General features: G+C 40.0%; 15 protein-coding genes and 1 tRNA gene. 8 read left to right on the top strand and 8 right to left on the bottom strand.

Translation table 11 applies throughout. The features are described 5' to 3' along the window. Together AACZ73_RS00850 and AACZ73_RS00845 are read right to left on the bottom strand one after the other, a co-directional pair. On the bottom strand, positions 1 to 876 hold the full coding sequence (locus tag AACZ73_RS00850) for a fructosamine kinase family protein (RefSeq protein ID WP_339874562.1): 876 nt from the start codon (positions 874 to 876) through the stop codon (positions 1 to 3). Then, entirely contained in the window at positions 869 to 1,354 is a 486-nt protein-coding gene (locus tag AACZ73_RS00845) for a low molecular weight protein-tyrosine-phosphatase (protein WP_339874561.1), read from the bottom strand. The genes AACZ73_RS00850 and AACZ73_RS00845 overlap by 8 nt, the downstream gene beginning before the upstream one ends. A 188-nt stretch (positions 1,355 to 1,542) precedes the next feature. Between AACZ73_RS00845 and AACZ73_RS00840 the strand changes: the two genes are divergently transcribed. The 4 genes from AACZ73_RS00840 (at position 1,543) to panB (ending at position 5,206) form a co-directional block, all read left to right on the top strand. Beyond that, positions 1,543 to 2,787, top strand: coding sequence for a glycosyltransferase N-terminal domain-containing protein (locus AACZ73_RS00840; protein WP_339874559.1), 1,245 nt, complete (start codon positions 1,543 to 1,545; stop codon positions 2,785 to 2,787). A gap of 116 nt (positions 2,788 to 2,903) precedes the next feature. Then, complete coding sequence (gene rsgA / locus AACZ73_RS00835; RefSeq protein ID WP_339874558.1) at positions 2,904 to 3,827, top strand: ribosome small subunit-dependent GTPase A; 924 nt, start codon at positions 2,904 to 2,906, stop codon at positions 3,825 to 3,827. Between the two features lie 61 nt (positions 3,828 to 3,888). Next, positions 3,889 to 4,380, top strand: a complete 492-nt coding sequence (locus AACZ73_RS00830) for a phosphoribosyltransferase family protein (protein WP_339874557.1) — start codon at positions 3,889 to 3,891, stop codon at positions 4,378 to 4,380. 4 nt (positions 4,381 to 4,384) lie between these two features. Continuing rightward, entirely contained in the window at positions 4,385 to 5,206 is an 822-nt protein-coding gene (gene panB, locus AACZ73_RS00825) for a 3-methyl-2-oxobutanoate hydroxymethyltransferase (RefSeq protein WP_339874555.1), read from the top strand. Positions 5,207 to 5,295: 89 nt separating this feature from the next. Here the strand turns inward: panB and AACZ73_RS00820 are convergent, their stop codons facing one another. From AACZ73_RS00820 to AACZ73_RS00800, 5 genes are all read right to left on the bottom strand, one after another. Then, positions 5,296 to 6,501, bottom strand: coding sequence for a glycoside hydrolase family 57 protein (locus tag AACZ73_RS00820; protein WP_339874554.1), 1,206 nt, complete (start codon positions 6,499 to 6,501; stop codon positions 5,296 to 5,298). After that, positions 6,498 to 7,784 carry a glycosyltransferase family 4 protein gene (locus AACZ73_RS00815; protein ID WP_339874553.1) on the bottom strand — a complete coding sequence of 429 codons (1,287 nt, stop codon included), beginning with the start codon at positions 7,782 to 7,784 and terminating at the stop codon, positions 6,498 to 6,500. The genes AACZ73_RS00820 and AACZ73_RS00815 overlap by 4 nt, the downstream gene beginning before the upstream one ends. A gap of 10 nt (positions 7,785 to 7,794) precedes the next feature. Continuing rightward, positions 7,795 to 9,711: an amylo-alpha-1,6-glucosidase gene (locus AACZ73_RS00810; RefSeq protein ID WP_339874551.1), complete on the bottom strand. Its 1,917-nt coding sequence runs from the start codon at positions 9,709 to 9,711 to the stop codon at positions 7,795 to 7,797. Positions 9,712 to 10,052: 341 nt separating this feature from the next. Then, positions 10,053 to 10,128 (bottom strand) — tRNA-His (locus AACZ73_RS00805). A gap of 76 nt (positions 10,129 to 10,204) precedes the next feature. Then, positions 10,205 to 11,548, bottom strand: coding sequence for a dihydroorotase (locus AACZ73_RS00800; RefSeq protein ID WP_339874549.1), 1,344 nt, complete (start codon positions 11,546 to 11,548; stop codon positions 10,205 to 10,207). A 47-nt stretch (positions 11,549 to 11,595) separates the two neighbouring features. Between AACZ73_RS00800 and AACZ73_RS00795 the strand changes: the two genes are divergently transcribed. Both AACZ73_RS00795 and AACZ73_RS00790 read left to right on the top strand, forming a co-directional pair. After that, positions 11,596 to 12,969 carry a DEAD/DEAH box helicase gene (locus tag AACZ73_RS00795; RefSeq protein ID WP_339874548.1) on the top strand — a complete coding sequence of 458 codons (1,374 nt, stop codon included), beginning with the start codon at positions 11,596 to 11,598 and terminating at the stop codon, positions 12,967 to 12,969. A gap of 81 nt (positions 12,970 to 13,050) precedes the next feature. Next, complete coding sequence (locus AACZ73_RS00790; protein WP_339874547.1) at positions 13,051 to 14,214, top strand: alpha/beta fold hydrolase; 1,164 nt, start codon at positions 13,051 to 13,053, stop codon at positions 14,212 to 14,214. Positions 14,215 to 14,297: 83 nt separating this feature from the next. On the opposite strand, the gene AACZ73_RS00785 is transcribed toward AACZ73_RS00790, so the two are convergent. Next, positions 14,298 to 15,596 (bottom strand): amidohydrolase, encoded by a 1,299-nt coding sequence (locus tag AACZ73_RS00785; RefSeq protein WP_339874546.1) that lies wholly within the window; start codon positions 15,594 to 15,596, stop codon positions 14,298 to 14,300. A 146-nt stretch (positions 15,597 to 15,742) separates the two neighbouring features. On the opposite strand from AACZ73_RS00785, the gene AACZ73_RS00780 reads away from it, so the two are divergent. Next, on the top strand, positions 15,743 to 16,441 hold the full coding sequence (locus AACZ73_RS00780) for an SDR family oxidoreductase (RefSeq protein ID WP_339874545.1): 699 nt from the start codon (positions 15,743 to 15,745) through the stop codon (positions 16,439 to 16,441). Between the two features lie 150 nt (positions 16,442 to 16,591). Then, positions 16,592 to 17,116: a TlpA disulfide reductase family protein gene (locus AACZ73_RS00775; RefSeq protein WP_339874543.1), complete on the top strand. Its 525-nt coding sequence runs from the start codon at positions 16,592 to 16,594 to the stop codon at positions 17,114 to 17,116. The last annotated feature ends 58 nt before the right edge of the window (positions 17,117 to 17,174 follow it).

Genomic DNA, 17,174 nt, shown 5'->3' with positions numbered 1-17,174 from the left:
CTACCTTATGAATTTGGTGATTGTTCTCTCAATTCCCGGAAGGTAGGCCGTACCAAAAAGAATCAAATGCACTAAAAGGGGATATAGATTATAAATGGATATTCTATTATCAAATCCTGGTTCGAGTGGTAAAATAGATTCATAAGCTTGGTAAAATCTGGAATCAAAACCTCCGAATAAGCGACTGAAAGCAATATCCATTTCCCTGTGGCCAAAATATATTGCTGGATCGATCAGGCATGGCTGGCCATTTGAAGTAGTTAGTATGTTTCCTGACCATAAATCGCCATGTAGCAGAGATGGTTTTTCAGATGGAAAAATAGATTCAAGCTTAGGATAGATTTCCTGAAACTTTTTGAAAAATCCCAAAGTAATAAGCTTGTCAAAATAGGCTTTTCCCAGCAAGGGATCCAGACGCTGCTCAATAAAGAATTCAGTCCAGTTTTGAGTCGGACAGTTTTTTTGAGGTATAGATGCAATGTAATTGTTGTTGTTTAGCCCGAATTTCTCCTGATGAGTCAGGTGTAGATGAGCAAGACCTAATCCTAGATTTTCCCAATAATCAGCGCTATTCCTATCAGCTTGGATAAATTCAGTCAATAAAAAATTATAATCTCCGATTCTACCGTACCCATGAATTTGGGGTATTTTTAAAAAGGTTGATTTGCGGAGCGCTTCCAGACCTTCAGCTTCTCTTTGAAGTACATCCTTTTCGTGATCGAAGTTTAATTTTAGAAAGAATACACCCTTATTAGTCTCAACTCGAATGCCCTGATTGTGATTCCCTGCAGCGATCTTCGACGCATATTTTAGCTCAGTTTCAGAGCCGATTTTTTCAACAAGTATTCGTTTGTAGATCTCTTGCTGATCAGGCATAGAGATGATGTGTCGCTTTTACCTGTGCCAAAAAACTGTCAAGTGCCTGATCTAAAATCCGGTATATTTCCTCAAAACCTTCTTGCCCGCCATAGTAAGGGTCAGGAACAGGCATTCCTTTGGTTTCAGCAATAAAATCCCTCATCAAATGGATCTGTTTATCGGCAAAGCCATATCTGACTTTTAAATTATTCAGGTTCCGTAAATTATGGTCATCCATGGCCAGGATGTATTCGAAGTCCCTAAAATCGGTACGATTAACTTGTCTTCCTCTGTGATTTAACGGCAAGTTGTATTTAGCCGCACATTTTATGGTCCGCTCATCTGGTAATTCTCCAATATGGAAATCCGATGTGCCGGCACTATCACTTTTAAATTGTGTCTCCATTCCTGCCTCTTTTACCTTTTTGATAAAAATAGCTTCTGCTAAAGGTGAGCGGCAGATATTACCAAGACAAACAAATAAAACTCTAATCATATTACTTTAACTCTGGACTTGATATGCGGTTAAAAAAGACAAAGGCTATGAATGTAATTATTTTTAAGGGGGAATGCACGGCTCTGTTTGTGTTTTTTAGAGTAAATCTTAAAATTTATCAATCAGTGTATTCCGACGGAATTAGGAGTGAGTAAAACTATTTCCACTCAAATGGCTATTTTTGATAAATGAAATGGATTTACAGAATAGGAATATTTTTAGCCAGAATACTTTTACTTTTAGGTGGGCTCTTCATCCCCAAAATTAAACATTTCTCTTCTGGGAGAAAAAATCTATTCCAAAGACTTACTGATTTCAGGTCTGAGAATGTCGGTCCATTAGCATGGTTTCATGTGGCCTCGCTAGGAGAATATGAACAAGCAAGACCAGTTATAGCTGAGTTGAAGCGGGTACGTCCTGACCAATTAATTGCCGTAAGTTTTTTTAGCCCATCTGGATACGATAATGCAATCAAGAAGGATCAACTGAATGTGGATTTTATCACATATTTACCTCTTGACAGTAAAACTTTGGCGAAGAAGTTTGTGAAAAATCTGAAACCTGATGTAGCATTTTTTGTCAAATATGATCTTTGGTATCATCATATCGAGGCTATTAAATCCAGAGAGATTCCTATGGTTCTTTTTTCTGCAGCCTTTAGGCCTGACCAGATCTATTTTAAACGAAATGGGTTTTTCAGAAAAATATTATTTCAGTTCGACTATATCTTCACCCAAAATCAAAGCACACTGGAATTGCTTAAGTCAATTGACTATCAGGATGCCAACCTTACTGGTGACACCAGATTTGATAGAGTATCGGAGACGGCAAAGAATTTCAAAGAATTTCCTGAACTCGCTAAATGGATCGGAGCAAGGCAGGCAATTGTTGCTGGTTCTGTCTGGCAGGAAGATATGGATTTACTGATTCCTTTGATGAATGCGAATCCTGAATATCGATGGATAGTAGCGCCGCACGATTTAAATCCTGAACCTATGAATCGCTGGTCAGCTCAATTGTCCTTATCTGCCACTAGGTATTCTCAGTGGGACTCTGATCTTTCTCCTGAGGTGATATTTATAGATAATATTGGAATGTTAAGTTCATTGTATCAGTTTGCTAAAGTAGCCTACGTAGGAGGTGCCTTTGGGAAGGGGCTTCACAATATTTTGGAGCCTTTGGGTTTCGGGATTCCGGTGATTTTTGGCAAGGTAAAAAAGGCTGCAAAATTTCCTGAAGGAGGAGAGAGTGAGAAGTATGGATGCGGGTTTGAAGTTAGTGATGAGGAAAGTTTGAAATCAGTTTTTGCAAAACTTGAGCAACCTGAATTTTATCAGCAAAGTGCTGATTCAGCAAAAAAATGGGTACAAATGAATAGTGGTGCAGCTGACAAAATTATAGCAAAAGTGGAGGATCTAATTACAAAAGCATAAAGTCCGGAACAAATCAATTAACTAGGGTTGATTAATTATCGACAATGAGAATTGCTTTTGCAAGAATGATTATAGCCAACGATATCCTATATGACTGCTGAAAAATATATAATCCTATGAAAGGAAGAGTGATAAAGTCCACAGGAAGCTGGTATCTGGTGCAGACAGAAGGGGAAGTCATTGCTTCCAGACTGAAGGGCAAATTTAAGCAGGATGACATGAAGCTGACTAATCCTATAGCTGTGGGAGATTGGGTGGAACTAGCTAAGGAAGATAATCAGGAGACTGCCGTAATTTCAGATATTCTTCCTAGGGACAACTACGTGATCAGAAAATCAACCAGAAAGCAGCATTTCTCGCATATCATAGCCAGCAATCTAGATCAGGCAATCCTAGTCATCACCATGAAAAGCCCGAGAACTTCTTTGGGTTTTATTGACAGATTTTTAGTAAGTACAGAGAGTTTTCGGATCCCCTCAATTTTGGTAGTCAATAAGATGGATCTGCTGTCAGGGGACAACGCGGAAGATTGGATACTTGACATCCATGAAATTTACGAGCCGCTGGGCTATCCAGTAATGGAAGTTTCTGCGCTAAAGGAGGAGAATTTGAAAGAAAAATTTGACTCAGTGCTTTCAGGGAAATCTACTTTGATCTCAGGTCACTCAGGAGTAGGCAAATCTACCTTGCTCAATGCCTTGGTTCCCGATGCCGCGCAACATACCAAAGAAGTGTCAGGATTTACATCCAAAGGTGTTCATACTACAACTTTTGCGGAGCTTTTTGCTTTGGAAAATGGCGGTGATTTGATCGATACTCCGGGTATTAAAGAGTTTGGGATTTTGGATATAGATGACAATGAACTATCTCATTATTTTCCTGAAATGCGGAAATATCTGGGACAGTGTAAATACAATAATTGCAGGCACGTAAACGAACCAGGATGTGTAGTGCTCGAAAAAGTAGAAGCCGGATATATCCACCCCTACCGCTATGAGAGTTATTTGAACATTCTCAATGAAGAAGATGACTACAGATAAGCTGCTAGCTTGATTTTGAATCCAAGTAGAATTGGCCTAATTTTCATTTTTGAAAAACAACATGAGCGAAGTACTCAACCACGAACAGATAAAGAAGAAAATCACCCGGATGGCATATGAGATTTATGAAAGAAATCTTAATTCAAAAGCCGTTGTATTTGCAGGTATTTCCGGAATGGGGGAAACTCTAGCAGATCTGCTAGCTACAGAACTTAGAGCCATTTCCCCTCTTACTATCGAGCAAACAGAAATTATTTTGGATAAGGCTCACATCGCCACTGAAGAAGTCAGGCTTTCCCACGAAATAGATTTGCAGGGTAAGACCTTGATTTTAGTCGATGATGTCCTTAATACGGGAAAGACTTTGGTCTATGCCATGAAGCCATTTTTGGATGAGGAACTTTATAAAATGGAAATCGCTGTTTTAGTTAACCGCAGTCATGGATTATTTCCTATCCGGCCTGATTATACAGGTTTTGAACTTTCTACTACACTCAATGAACATATTAAAGTAGATTTCTCAGGAGATAACTACTTCGTTTATCTACATTAAAATCATGTCAGTACACTCTTCTGCAAACGTAAAAAGAATCACTACGCACATTCTCCAAGAGATGAAAGATCGTGGTGAGAAAATCTCCATGCTTACAGCCTACGATTATTCTATGGCAAAAATCGTGGATGCCGCGGGAATTGATATTATCCTGGTTGGTGATTCAGCTTCAAATGTCATGGCTGGCCATGAGACTACTTTGCCTATTACCTTGGATCAAATGATCTATCACGCTTCTTCAGTGGTAAGAGCTGTGAGCAGATCTTTTGTGGTGGTGGATATTCCTTTTGGAAGCTATCAGGGAAATAGCTCTGAGGCATTGCGATCTACAATTCGTATCATGAAAGAATCCGGTGCACATGCTGTGAAAGTCGAAGGTGGATCTGAAATCAAAGAATCCGTTGCCAGAATATTAAGTGCAGGAGTTCCAGTGATGGGGCATTTGGGCCTGACTCCGCAGTCTATTTATAAATTTGGAACTTACACTGTTCGTGCGAAAGAAGATGCTGAAGCGAACAAACTTCTAGAAGATGCGAAGCTTTTGGAAGAACTGGGTTGCTTTGCTATAGTCGTAGAGAAAATCCCTGCCGAACTTGCCAAAAAAGTAGCTGAGTCAGTTTCTATTCCAATTATAGGCATTGGTGCCGGTGGAGGGGTAGATGGGCAAGTTCTAGTGGTGCATGATATGCTGGGGATCACCCAGGAGTTCAAGCCAAGGTTTTTGCGGCAATACGCTGATTTGGAAGGAATAATGATGAATGCATTTGGCCAATACATCAAAGATGTAAAGAGTAAGGATTTTCCGAATGAGGGAGAGAGTTATTAATCTGTAAGGAAAATATTTGAATCCAAAGAAATTTATAAAGCAAAAAGACCGATGATCGTCGGTCTTTTTGCTTTATAAAAATACTTGAGTTATTGCTGCGAAAGTGCATCCTTTTCCTTAAGACGAATCATGAAGTCACTCAGCACATTCATGAAATTGATGAATGCATCGTAAGGAGAATCATAGGGACTGAAATAGGAGTGAATATCTCCATCAGAAAAGAATTTTGTACACATGTAATAAAAGTGATCCGAAGTCTGTAGGTATCTCCAATCCCGCTGAATTTCCTCATCATCAATCGTTTTGACTAGTTTCTCCAAGTCGTAAAGTCGGTCAAAAGCTTCATCTTGCAGATCATTTCCCAACCATGCTGTTAAGTCTCTTTCCTCATCTGCCCACGAAATAGGAATTGGAACATGTATTTTTCCGACCGGTGCAATTTTCGAAGCCACTTCAGAAGGAGTTGAAAACCCGAAATTTGTTTTCGAAAATACTTCTTCAGGAAGATGTTTCATGAATTCAAAAATCCCAGTCTCAGCCCACTGATGCTCCCCGAATGTCTCATAATCCATAAATAGATTGAGAGTTTCTTCTTCATTCGGAATAGCATTGATCCAGTTGATAAACTTATCTGTGGTTAATGGATAATCATTCCATGACTTATTCCCAAATCTAAAAGCAATGTCATCGCTTAGCTGAAAGTTTTTCAGCAAAATTTTCAATTTTGGTTCAATGCTATTTACATAAACATAGTTTGGGCTTTTCCACCCCAGAATATGCTTGGCTCCTTCCGTTAGCATCGCTTCGTAGCCCATCTCCGCAACCAATGCACCTATCTGATCAGAATAAATCAATTCTGTGTTTCTGAATACTTTTGGTTTATATCCGTTAAAAAGCTCTTTGATTTTAGCCTGATGCTTATACACCAGGTCTTTGAATTCATCCTTGCTTTTAAGTGAGGCTAGTGAGTGGGAAAAAGTTTCACTCATGAGTTCTACATGACCGGTAGCTACCAATTTCTGGAAACTTTCCAGTACATCAGGAGCATACACCTGCATTTGGTCCATAAATGTTCCCGAAATCGAAAAACTAACTTTAAATGCTCCATTGTACTTATTGATAAGCTCAAGCAGGAGCGCATTCATGGGCAAGTAACATTTCTGCGCCACCTTTCTCATGATACTTCGATTGGAGAAATCGTCCCAGTAGTGATGATCCTCTCCTATGTCAAAAAATCTATAAGGTTTCAGACGGTAAGGCTGATGAACCTGGAAATAAAAGCATATCGTTCTCATGGTATCTGGTGTAATGTTTTCCGGTAAACTGTGACAAGTTTTTCAGCCACATGCTCCCATTTTAATTTTTTCAATTCTTCTGTTCCCAGCTCTTTGAACATTCTGGAAATACCATCATAGTGCAGCAGCGCAAAGATTGCATCTGCCATGGAGTCAATATCCCAAAAATCGATTTTAATGGCATTGTTCAGTACTTCCGCTACGCCGGATTGTTTTGAAATAATAACAGGCGTATTATGCCTTACAGCTTCCAAAGGGGATATTCCAAATGGTTCGGAAACGGATGGCATCACATACACATCTGAAATAGCATACATGTGGTCGACATCTTCTCCTTTAAGAAATCCTGTGAAATGAAACTTGGTTCCCATTCTTAATTCAGCTACCCGATCAACCATTCGATTGAGTAAATCTCCGCTTCCAGCCATGACAAACCGGACGTTAGGGTCTCGCTCGATCACTTTTTTTGCAGCTTCCACGAAATATTCAGGACCTTTCTGAAAAGTAATTCTTCCTAAGAAAGTCACGATTTTTTCGGGCACCTTTTTCTGATAGCTGGATTTAATAATACTTGCATCGAGCACTGCATTGTGTAGCACTGTTACTTTCTCTGCAGGTATTCCATATTTTTTAATGATTATGTTTTTGGTCAATTGGCTTACTGCGACCACATGGTCGGCAGCCTCCATACCGGCTCTTTCGATGTCATAAACCACTTGGTTTACAGATTCACCTGACCGATCAAATTCAGTAGCGTGAACATGTGCAATCATGGGTTTGCCGCTTATTTCTTTTGCTGCAATTCCCGCTGGGAAGGATAGCCAATCATGGGCATGGATGATATCGTGCTCTTTGTTTTTTGCAATATTAGCAGCAACCAACGCATAGCGGGACACTTCCATCATCAGGTCTTTGCCGTATTTACCGCTGAACTGAAATTTATTTGAAAATACACTTTCATCCACATCCGTCCTGTCATGGATGGAGTAGTCAGTGTATTTCTTGAATTCATCAGGCCCCAGATAAGGTACCAAGAAACTGCTCACTTCCAGATAGGTGAGGTTTTTCCAAAACTTTTTAAATCTTTTCTCACGATAATCAATCGTGACATCACTTGCATTGACAAAGTCAGCAAGTGGTTCTTCGTCACCCCAGAGCTTTGGCACCACAAATATGATGTCTTGGTTATGATGAGCCATCCCTTTGACCAAGCCATAACACGCTGTCCCCAGACCTCCTGAAATATGTGGTGGGAATTCCCACCCAAACATTAGCACCTTCATAAAAAGTCTTTTATATCTTCTTGACCAAATCCATCATTCTAAGTAATTCAGAAACGCTCCAAGCCTGCGAAATAGCCCCTTTGGGTCGGTGAGGGGGATCTCCATCATAAATCTCTGCCACTGTGCCTACTCCATATTGGGTCATTACACCATCAAATCCTTTAACAATTTTTTGGATAAAATTAGCTCCCGATTTCCCATGAAGCTTTATATACCCTTCAACAAAATGTCCTAAAGGCCAAACCCAGACCGTCCCGTTATGATATGCTTCGTCTCTGCTGACCTGATCTCCGAAATAATATCCTTTATATGCTGGGTCATCTGGTGAAAGTGAGCGCATCCCACGTGTAGTAAGAAGTTTTGATTTTGAAGTTTCAAGTACCTGATCACATTTGTCTTCACTTAGCATAATATATGGTAAAGAAGTGGCAAAAATCATATTTGGCCGGATTGACCAATCTTTTTCTTCACCATTAATGCAATCAGCTAAGTGACCATGTTCATCAGACCAAAATTCTTTTTCAAAAGTACCTTTTATTTTCTCTGAATATTCTGCTGCTTCTGAATCTCCAGTTAATTCATGATAAAAGCAAAGGGCATTATACCAAAGTGCCTGGATTTCTACAGGGCACCCATTTCGCTGTGTGACCGGTCCATCAGGAGTCACGGCATCCATCCAGGTAAGGGCTTTTCCATCCTCTCCTCCGTAAACAAGACCATTTTCCAGAATATGGATGTTAAATTCTGTCCCATTGATATATCCATCAATAATCCCTTTCATTTTTCCGAGATATCGATCTTTGATTGTCTTGCTGTCCTTAGTATATATTACGTATTGTTGCAATGCCCAGAAATACCATAGTGGAGCATCAATTGAATTCATATTGGTAGTCACTCCGCTTCCTACGTTAGGAAAAAGAGGTCCTTTCAGATCACGGGACATTGTGTCCATGATTTCAAGGAAAGTTTTCGAATCTCCTGTTGCGAGGGTTAGACCTGGTGCAGCCACAAATGTGTCTCTGCCCCACCATCCAAACCATGGATATCCTGCAATAACCCGAGTGTCTCCATCCCGTTGTCTTATAAATTGTCCTGCTGCATTTTTAAGACAATTAATGAAATTGCTTCTAGGAATTCTTCTCGCTATTTCTTTCTCAAAGGCATTTTGACGTGTCTTCGGATCGGCTTCAGTCAGTCCTGCGGAAAAAATGACAGATTCTCCTTTTTCAATATCAAACTCAAAATAGCCTGGTACATATAGATCTTCTTGGTAATCATATCCACGTTCCCGCTCCAGAATGTATTCGACATTGTAATACCAATCCGGTGCCGGTACAAATTCCATTTTCTTGGAAACTTGCAGATAAAGTGGATCATACTCTTTATAGAGATGAAAAACAGCTCCATTTGGAGTTTTTTTATACTTCTTGTTGATGTGAGTGTTGGCTTTGGAAAGATTATGATAAGGTCTAAAAGCCAAAAAAGGTTGGATGCGAATTTTTGTAGGTGAATGAGCATCCAATAACGTGTATCGGATCATCAAACGATCTCTGTTTGTGTCCAGGATGAGTTCCTTTTGCAAAAGAACTCCACCTACGCGGTAAGTTAATTTAGGAATTGGTTCTGAATCAAAATCCTCTAGGTATTTATGTCCCCTTGGAGAATAGTTTCCCGGAAATTTACTGATCCCCAGATTGAAACTTGCACCACGTTGAATAACTGTTTCATGAACAGTAGACAGCATAACGTGACTTTGGGAGTCAATTTGTGGCTGAGGGACGACTAACAATCCATGGTATTTGCGCGTGTTGCAGCAAATAATTGAAGTGCTTGTGTAGGCACCTGAACGGTTAGATCTGATGATCTCTCGTTCAAGAGAATAGTTCAGATTAATTAGTTGTGTTTTATCGAAATGGATATAACTCATGAGGGCAAAATTCTATGTCGTTAAAAATAGAGTTTTGCACCGACAAGAAAAATCAAATGACAAAAAATAAAGGTTATGTTTCCATAACCTTTGTTTTTTACTGAAATAATTAGGAATGAATCGCTTCTTTTTGGAGTTCTTCGAAATTTCTAAGCGATTCCTCAAATTTCATTAAGTAACTTTTTGCCATGCTAATGTTGATGGGTTTTACTTGAGGAAATTTTGGCGAAGTTTTGAACAAAGTAAACATCTGAAGTTGGTTTAGTTCTGGCACGTTTTATCAAATGCTGTGCCAACACAAGCCTTTAAAATAAGAAAGCCCCTCAGCATGAGGGGCTTTTGGGTGAAAGACCGGGTTCGAACCGGCGACCTCTGGATCCACAAACCAGCGCTCTAACCAGCTGAGCTACAATCACCATTTATACATCTGGACTGGTTTCTTCCAAACGGTCTGCAAAAGTAATGATTAAGGTGAATCAGCGCAACAGGATTGTTAAAAATTTATTGAAAAATTAAGACGCATTCCATTCTTCTCTTCATGGAATGTTCCGTTTTCGTACGCCAAATGTCCAGAAACGACTGTGTGTGTGACTTTTGACTGAAATGTGTAACCTTCGAAAGGCGACCAGCCGCATTTGGATAAAATATTATCCTTTGCTACTTCCCATGGATTATTCAAGTCTACCAATACCAAATCGGCATAATATCCTTCTCTGATAAATCCTCTATCCTTGATGCTAAATAGTGTAGCTACATTGTGCGACATCTTCATGGCAATTTTCTCCAGGCTGATTTTGCCTTGGTGGTAGAAATCAAGCATCGCAACTAAGCTATGCTGGTTAAGCGGTCCTCCCGAAGGAGCTTTGGTATACACCTGCGCTTTTTCTTCCAAAGTATGCGGAGCATGATCTGTGGCTACTACATCAATGGTTCCGTCTAGCATTGCATTGAATATTGCCTCCCTATCTTTTGCTGTCTTTATGGCTGGGTTCCATTTGATAAGGTTTCCTTTAGTGGCATAATCTTCTTCAGCAAACCACATGTGGTGAATGCATGCTTCAGCAGTCACCATTTTCTCTTCAAGGGGAATTTTATTGGTAAAAAGCTCTAATTCCTTAGCTGTACTGATATGCAGAATATGAAGACGGGTTCCGTGTTTTTTTGCCATAGCTACCGCTCTGCTTGAAGCATCGTAACACGCTTCCTCGGATCTTATTTTTGGGTGAAATTTAACAGGAATATCATCTCCATAGATAGCTTTATATTCGTCCAAGTTGGCTTTAATGATGTCATCGTTTTCGCTGTGAATAGCGATAATTGCTTTACACTCCTTAAATATTCCTTCTAGGGATTCAATATTATCCACGACCATATTTCCGGTTGAAGAACCTTGGAAAATCTTTAATCCACAGACTTTTTCAAAATCCACTTTCATGATCTCATCCAAGTTGCTGTTAGTAGCTCCCATGAAGAAGGAGTAGTTCGCAAGCGAAACTTCTGAAGCTCTAGTGTATTTCTGCTCGAGCAATTCCACTGTTGTGGCTTGTGGAATAGTGTTTGGCATTTCCATATAAGAAGTGGTGCCACCTGCGACTCCAGCTTTTGCTTCGGTATAGATCTCAGCTTTGTGAGTGAGTCCTGGCTCTCTGAAGTGTACCTGATCGTCGATTAGACCTGGGAAAAGATGTTTTCCAGTCCCATCAATATGAATTTCAGCCACCTCCGAACTGAGGTCATCACCCAGCTTTGAAATTCTTCCATTTTCTACTAACACATCGCCAAGACTTATCCGGCCTTCATTGACTATATTTGCACCGGTGATCAGAATACTTTTCATCTTTACTCCTTTTAGGATTTTACTATTTCAACCAAAATTAACGAATCATGAGCAATGAGGCCTCAACTTTTGAAGCATTTAAGCTAAATCGACAGCTATTAAATGCCGTGGCGGATGCCGGATATGTTCATCCTACCCCAATTCAGGAGAAGGCCATTCCGCTAGCTCTTGCAGGACATGATGTGCTGGGTATAGCTCAGACAGGTACGGGTAAGACTGCTGCGTATGTGTTGCCGGTTCTTATGAAGGTGAAGTATGCACAAGGAGATCATGCCAGAGCTGTGATTATGGCGCCAACTCGCGAGTTGGTGATGCAGATCGAAGAAGTGGTTTTGCAAATGGCAAAATATACAGATCTGAGAATGGTAGCGCTCTATGGAGGGTTGGGTCCAAAAACTCAGATAGAAGTACTGGAAAAGGGAGTTGATATCATTGTAACTACTCCGGGAAGATTTCTGGATATATATAGAAAAGGAAAGATTCTGACCAAGGAAATCAAAACCTTCGTCCTAGACGAAGCAGATAAAATGATGGATATGGGATTTATGCCTCAGATCAGATCGATTTTGGAGGTTATTCCTCGAAAGAGACAGAACTTACTTTTCTCCGCAACTTTTGGAGAACGGATCGATCGCTTTGCAGCGGAGTTTTTGGAATTTCCGGAAGGAGTAGAAGTGACTCCTCAGGCTACTACAGCTGAGACAATTGGTCAAGTGAAATACTTTGTTCCAAATATTAAGACCAAACTTAGTCTTCTTGCTCATCTCTTTAAAAATGAAGAAATCAACAGAGCTATCATTTTTACCAGATCAAGAAGAAATGCAGAAGAGGTTTTCGCCTTTCTGAGTCATAGAAGTTATGGAGAAGTTCGCGTGATTCATGCCAATAAAGGACAGAATACAAGAATCAATTCCATTGAGGATTTTAAAGGTGGGGACGTTCGGATTTTGGTGGCGACAGATGTTGCTTCCCGAGGGCTTGATGTAACAATGGTTTCTCATGTGGTCAATTTTGATGTGCCATTGATTTATGAGGATTATGTGCATAGAATCGGGAGAACAGGCCGAGCGACGAATGAGGGCAAGGCAATCAGCTTTGTGAACCCAGCAGAAGAATATCACTTCGATAAAATCGAAGAAATCATACGCATGAAGGTGGAGGAAGCGGAAATCCCTTCTGAAGTAGACATTACGCCAACTCCCTATGAGGAAAAGCAAGCCTACGCTCGGGAGCTTGATCGCTTACTCCAGCGTGATAATCCTGATTACAAAGGAGCTTTTCACGAGAAAAAGGAGCATAAAAAACCAAATGCACACTTAGAGGCGCAGGAGAAAGAGAAAAAGCGTGGAAATAAGAACTCTAAAGCCAAGACCAATAGAAATCAGCTGAAGACTAAGCATCAAAAAAATAAAGGGAAATAGTCTATAATGGGAAAGGTTAATTTTCTCTAAAACTAATCTCCATCTGTTTGAAGTTTTATTTGCAATGATAAAATTTGAGATGTGAGATTAGTTTTATTTTTTGTTTTTGTCAGTGCATCCCTTCAGGCACAATCTTTTTTGGTTCCATACAACCACCTATTACCCGATTCAAGGAAAATCGAAATTCAAGTTGAGTTCTTAAATAATTTTGATTCGGAAAAGGAAACCGTGTTTCTCTTAGAGGATGCATTTGATGAACTTTATTTGCCTTTCTATGAATTGCTGGATTTCTCTGAGTCCAGCAATTTTGTTTTGATCAAAGGCAGAAAGGATAATGAAGAGTTAAAGAGGGGAGTGGTGCTTTCCGGAAGTCCAGATTATCAATTGGCGTACAAGCTTTACAATCAAGATCAAGTAGCCCGCGATATAGAAGTGATCCGGCAAGAACTAATCGGGGATAAGCATGTGATTTTGCTTGGGTATTCCTCGGCTGCGATGGTTTTGCAACATTATCTTTCCATATATCCTCAGAATGTTAGCAGAATGATCAGCGTCAATCCTTTGGTTTTTGATATTCAGAAGAACTTGAGTTTTCCTTCCTCAGGATTGTCGTTCTCGGATTTGAAGCTTAGTGATGAGCAGAAGGTGGATTTTAGTTATTATGCAAATTTCGATAGAGAGAATCAGGCCGGGAAGTCCTTATCCAAAGAGAACCTGATTGGTTTTTTGACTTTTCAGCATGTATTGACTGGGCTAGCTACAAATCAGGATATAGCACGCAACATCCCTTTAATGGTGAGGGTGTTTGAACATGCAATCGCTCTCTCAGGATTTCAGGATTCTGAACAGAAAATCAACCCAAGTTTAGAAGTTTTGAAAAAAATGAGCGGTCCACTATGGAGTGCTTATCAAAGTGACAACTTTGATTTCTATGGCACCAACTACGATGGGCTGCTGGAATTTGAGGGTAAAATGACTTTGATCGGAGGCGCCTTTGATCAATTGATCTTCTCCAAGTCATATGATGTGCTCGCCGAGTACTATTCCAATTGCACGTTACTGCTGATCAAAGACGGTCATGCCCTGCAGCAAGCGCTGAGTTTTCCTGCTTTCAAGGAGTTGTTAAATGCCTTCATTACTAATAACACGGCTGGGAAGATCGCTGCCTACAAAAAAATGTCTGATGAGAACTTCATCTTCGAAAAATATAATGAGGGTGACTTTAAAGTTCCTCCTCTTTTTTGATTCAAAGTTAAATAGAAACAAAAAACCCGATTCATCACGAATCGGGTTTTTTTACTGTTTAGATACTTGTGTATAAACACTTTCTACTTATTCTGTTCAATATAATCTACTACAAAATAACTCAAGGTTCGCACTCCTAATACAAACCCACCTTCGTCGATATAGAATCCCGGTGTGTGGTGTGAAGGTGTGGTCAAGGGATCACCGCCCTTTTTCATCCCTCCTAGATTAATGAACAACCCTGGCTTTTCTCTTTGAAAAAAACTGAAATCCTCAGCTCCGGTAATCGGAGGCATACTTATGACATTTTCATCTCCTGCAGCAGCTTTTATTGTTGTAAGCATATCAGCAGTAAGCTCTGGGTTATTTACTGTAGAAGGATAGAGTTTCTCGATTTTTAAGTCAGCAGTGGCTCCTGCACTCTCTGCTATATTGGTCACAATCTCAGTGATTCTTTTATGTACCAATTCTTGTTGCTCATCTCCAAAAGTCCTGATTGTTCCGATCATTTCGACTTTTTCTGGAATGATATTATGACGGATTCCACCATGAATCGCCCCTATAGTGACTACTGCAGGGTCCTGTGTGATATTTACACTTCTGGAAAGAATTGTTTGTAGCCCCATTACGATCTGTGAACTTGTCACAATCGGATCAATTCCTGACCAAGGGGAGGCTCCATGAGCCTGGCGGCCATTAATAGTGATTTCCAGATTGTCAACTGCAGCCATGGCTGGACCGGATCTGTAACCGATTTTCCCAACTTCCATCTGTGAAGCGATATGAAGACCAAAAACTGCGTCCACATCTTCCATCACTCCTTCTTTTACCATTAATTCTGCACCGGCAATTTCTGCGTCATAAACTCCTTCTTCAGCTGGTTGAAATAGGAATTTTACATTCCCTTCGAGATCATCTTTCATGCTGGCCAGCACTTCTGCCACTCCCATAAGAATGGCTACGTGCGAATCGTGACCACAGGCATGCATCACGCCGGTTTCCTGACTATTGTAAGTTGCGGTATTTACAGATTTGAATGGTAAATCATTTCGCTCGGTGACAGGAAGAGCATCCATGTCGGCTCTGAGAGCGACGGTTGGGCCTGGTTTTCCTCCCTTTAATACGCCTACAACTCCAGTTACTGCTACATTTTCGGTTACCTCAATTCCCAATGATCGAAGATGATCTGCAATTTTCTTTGCTGTTCGCACTTCCTGATTTCCCAATTCCGGGTGCATGTGGATATCCCGTCGCCATTCTATGACTTTAGATTCGATAGCATTTGCCTTTGTATCTATAGCAGGTCTTAAACTTGATTGCGCCAAAGCTGTTCCGGATATTAGAATTGGAGCCAGCAATATGGCTAGTGATAATCTCTTCATAGTTGATGGTTTGGTGTATGTATATCCAAAAATAGAAATTTACATCAAAGCTCAAGCATGAATGACACAGATCGTAAAATCTGTTTTCGGGAAAGAACTATTTTTCAATAAATGCCTTTGTAGGATAAATAACTTGTTTAATAACTATGGAAATCAATAATCAAATCGCTGTAGTCACAGGCGTCAGCAAAGGAATAGGTTTGGAAGTAGTCAAATTGTTAATTGAAAAAGGAGCTGTGGTTGCCGGATGGGGGAGAAATGCTCCAGACTTTCAGCACGATAATTTTCATTTTTTCAGCTGTGATGTATCTGATGAAGATTCTGTGGAAGATGCATTTCAGCAGACCAAGAGTAAGTTGAGTTCTGATATTCGAATTCTTATCAACAACGCAGGTTATGGTGTTGCGGGTAAATTTGAAGAAATGTCATCTAAAGATTGGAAGTCCATGTTTGATACTAACGTTCACGGAATCTTCTATGTAAGTAAACGATTGGTGCCGGCAATGAAAGTCGCTGATGAAGGGCATATTATAAATATTGCCTCTATTGCAGGATTAAATGGAGTAGCAAACTTTGCAGGATATGTTGGGACAAAGCATGCGGTTCGGGGCATTTCACATTCTATGTATATGGAGCTTCGGGATTTTGGTATTAAAGTATCCACTATCTATCCAGGATCTACGCAAACCAATTTCTTTGATGAGATAGAAGGTACTATAGCGAATGAAAATATGATGCGTCCTCAGGATGTAGCTCTTACTATTGTGCAGACTTTGGAAACGCATCCAAATTACTTCGTGGCTGATATAGAGTGCAGACCGTTGAGACCAAAAGGGAAGAAGTAAATCAGTAACGTGGGATTTAATTCTTACCCGTGATGTTTATTCCATTTTATACCTTATACGCAAAACAAAAAATGACCTTTAGGCAACTTTAAAATTGTAATAAGGGAGCTATGTGTTTATTTTGAAAGATATCTTTTACAGATCTAAGCGATGAAAAAAACAAATCTGATTATTCTTATAGTAGTCCTATTAGGTGGCGCTACTTACTTGGGTTACATTTCTCAAATAGGAACTACCGTAGAAGCTGCTGAGCTTACTGCCCCGAAGACACTTCCGGATTTTACGTTGAATGATATAAATGGGAAGCCATTTTCCATCCATCAGTTGGCGGCAGATAAGCCAACGCTTTTTATCTATTTCAGCTCCACTTGTCATCTTTGCCAGGAAGAACTCGGTACTCTTTCAAAGAGAATAGATGAGTTTAAGGATTACAATCTGATTTTGACTACAGTGCAGCCTGTCGAGGAGATAATAGAATTTGCAAATGGATTGAATATCAAGAATAAGCCTTTTGTTCACTTTCTTCTCGATGCGGATATGAATGTGGCTACCTTCTATCAAATACGAAGTGTACCTTCAATCTATGTATATGATTCAAAAAAGCAGCTGGTAGCTGAATATGTGGGGATTACAGAAATAGATCTACTACTCGAAAAGTTGGATTCGGGTAAGTGATTTGAAAAATAATTTTGACTTATTTCAAAACTTCATTTGCAAATAGGAGGATCTCTTG

The sequence above is a fragment of the uncultured Algoriphagus sp. genome, assembly GCF_963974835.1.
Taxonomy (GTDB): Bacteria; Bacteroidota; Bacteroidia; order Cytophagales; family Cyclobacteriaceae; genus Algoriphagus.
The sequence above is the reverse complement of the archived record's forward strand: the minus strand, read 5'-3'. Positions and strand labels throughout refer to the sequence as shown.

Coding starts and splice junctions, on each gene's coding strand:
- AACZ73_RS00815 (WP_339874553.1), bottom strand. CDS start 7,784: ATGAAGGTGCTAATGTTTGGGTGGGAATTCCCACCACATATTTCAGGA.
- panB (WP_339874555.1), top strand. CDS start 4,385: ATGTCAGTACACTCTTCTGCAAACGTAAAAAGAATCACTACGCACATT.
- AACZ73_RS00800 (WP_339874549.1), bottom strand. CDS start 11,548: ATGAAAAGTATTCTGATCACCGGTGCAAATATAGTCAATGAAGGCCGG.
- AACZ73_RS00840 (WP_339874559.1), top strand. CDS start 1,543: ATGAAATGGATTTACAGAATAGGAATATTTTTAGCCAGAATACTTTTA.
- AACZ73_RS00845 (WP_339874561.1), bottom strand. CDS start 1,354: ATGATTAGAGTTTTATTTGTTTGTCTTGGTAATATCTGCCGCTCACCT.
- AACZ73_RS00780 (WP_339874545.1), top strand. CDS start 15,743: ATGGAAATCAATAATCAAATCGCTGTAGTCACAGGCGTCAGCAAAGGA.
- AACZ73_RS00850 (WP_339874562.1), bottom strand. CDS start 876: ATGCCTGATCAGCAAGAGATCTACAAACGAATACTTGTTGAAAAAATC.
- AACZ73_RS00785 (WP_339874546.1), bottom strand. CDS start 15,596: ATGAAGAGATTATCACTAGCCATATTGCTGGCTCCAATTCTAATATCC.
- AACZ73_RS00810 (WP_339874551.1), bottom strand. CDS start 9,711: ATGAGTTATATCCATTTCGATAAAACACAACTAATTAATCTGAACTAT.
- AACZ73_RS00775 (WP_339874543.1), top strand. CDS start 16,592: ATGAAAAAAACAAATCTGATTATTCTTATAGTAGTCCTATTAGGTGGC.
- rsgA (WP_339874558.1), top strand. CDS start 2,904: ATGAAAGGAAGAGTGATAAAGTCCACAGGAAGCTGGTATCTGGTGCAG.
- AACZ73_RS00795 (WP_339874548.1), top strand. CDS start 11,596: ATGAGCAATGAGGCCTCAACTTTTGAAGCATTTAAGCTAAATCGACAG.
- AACZ73_RS00820 (WP_339874554.1), bottom strand. CDS start 6,501: ATGAGAACGATATGCTTTTATTTCCAGGTTCATCAGCCTTACCGTCTG.
- AACZ73_RS00830 (WP_339874557.1), top strand. CDS start 3,889: ATGAGCGAAGTACTCAACCACGAACAGATAAAGAAGAAAATCACCCGG.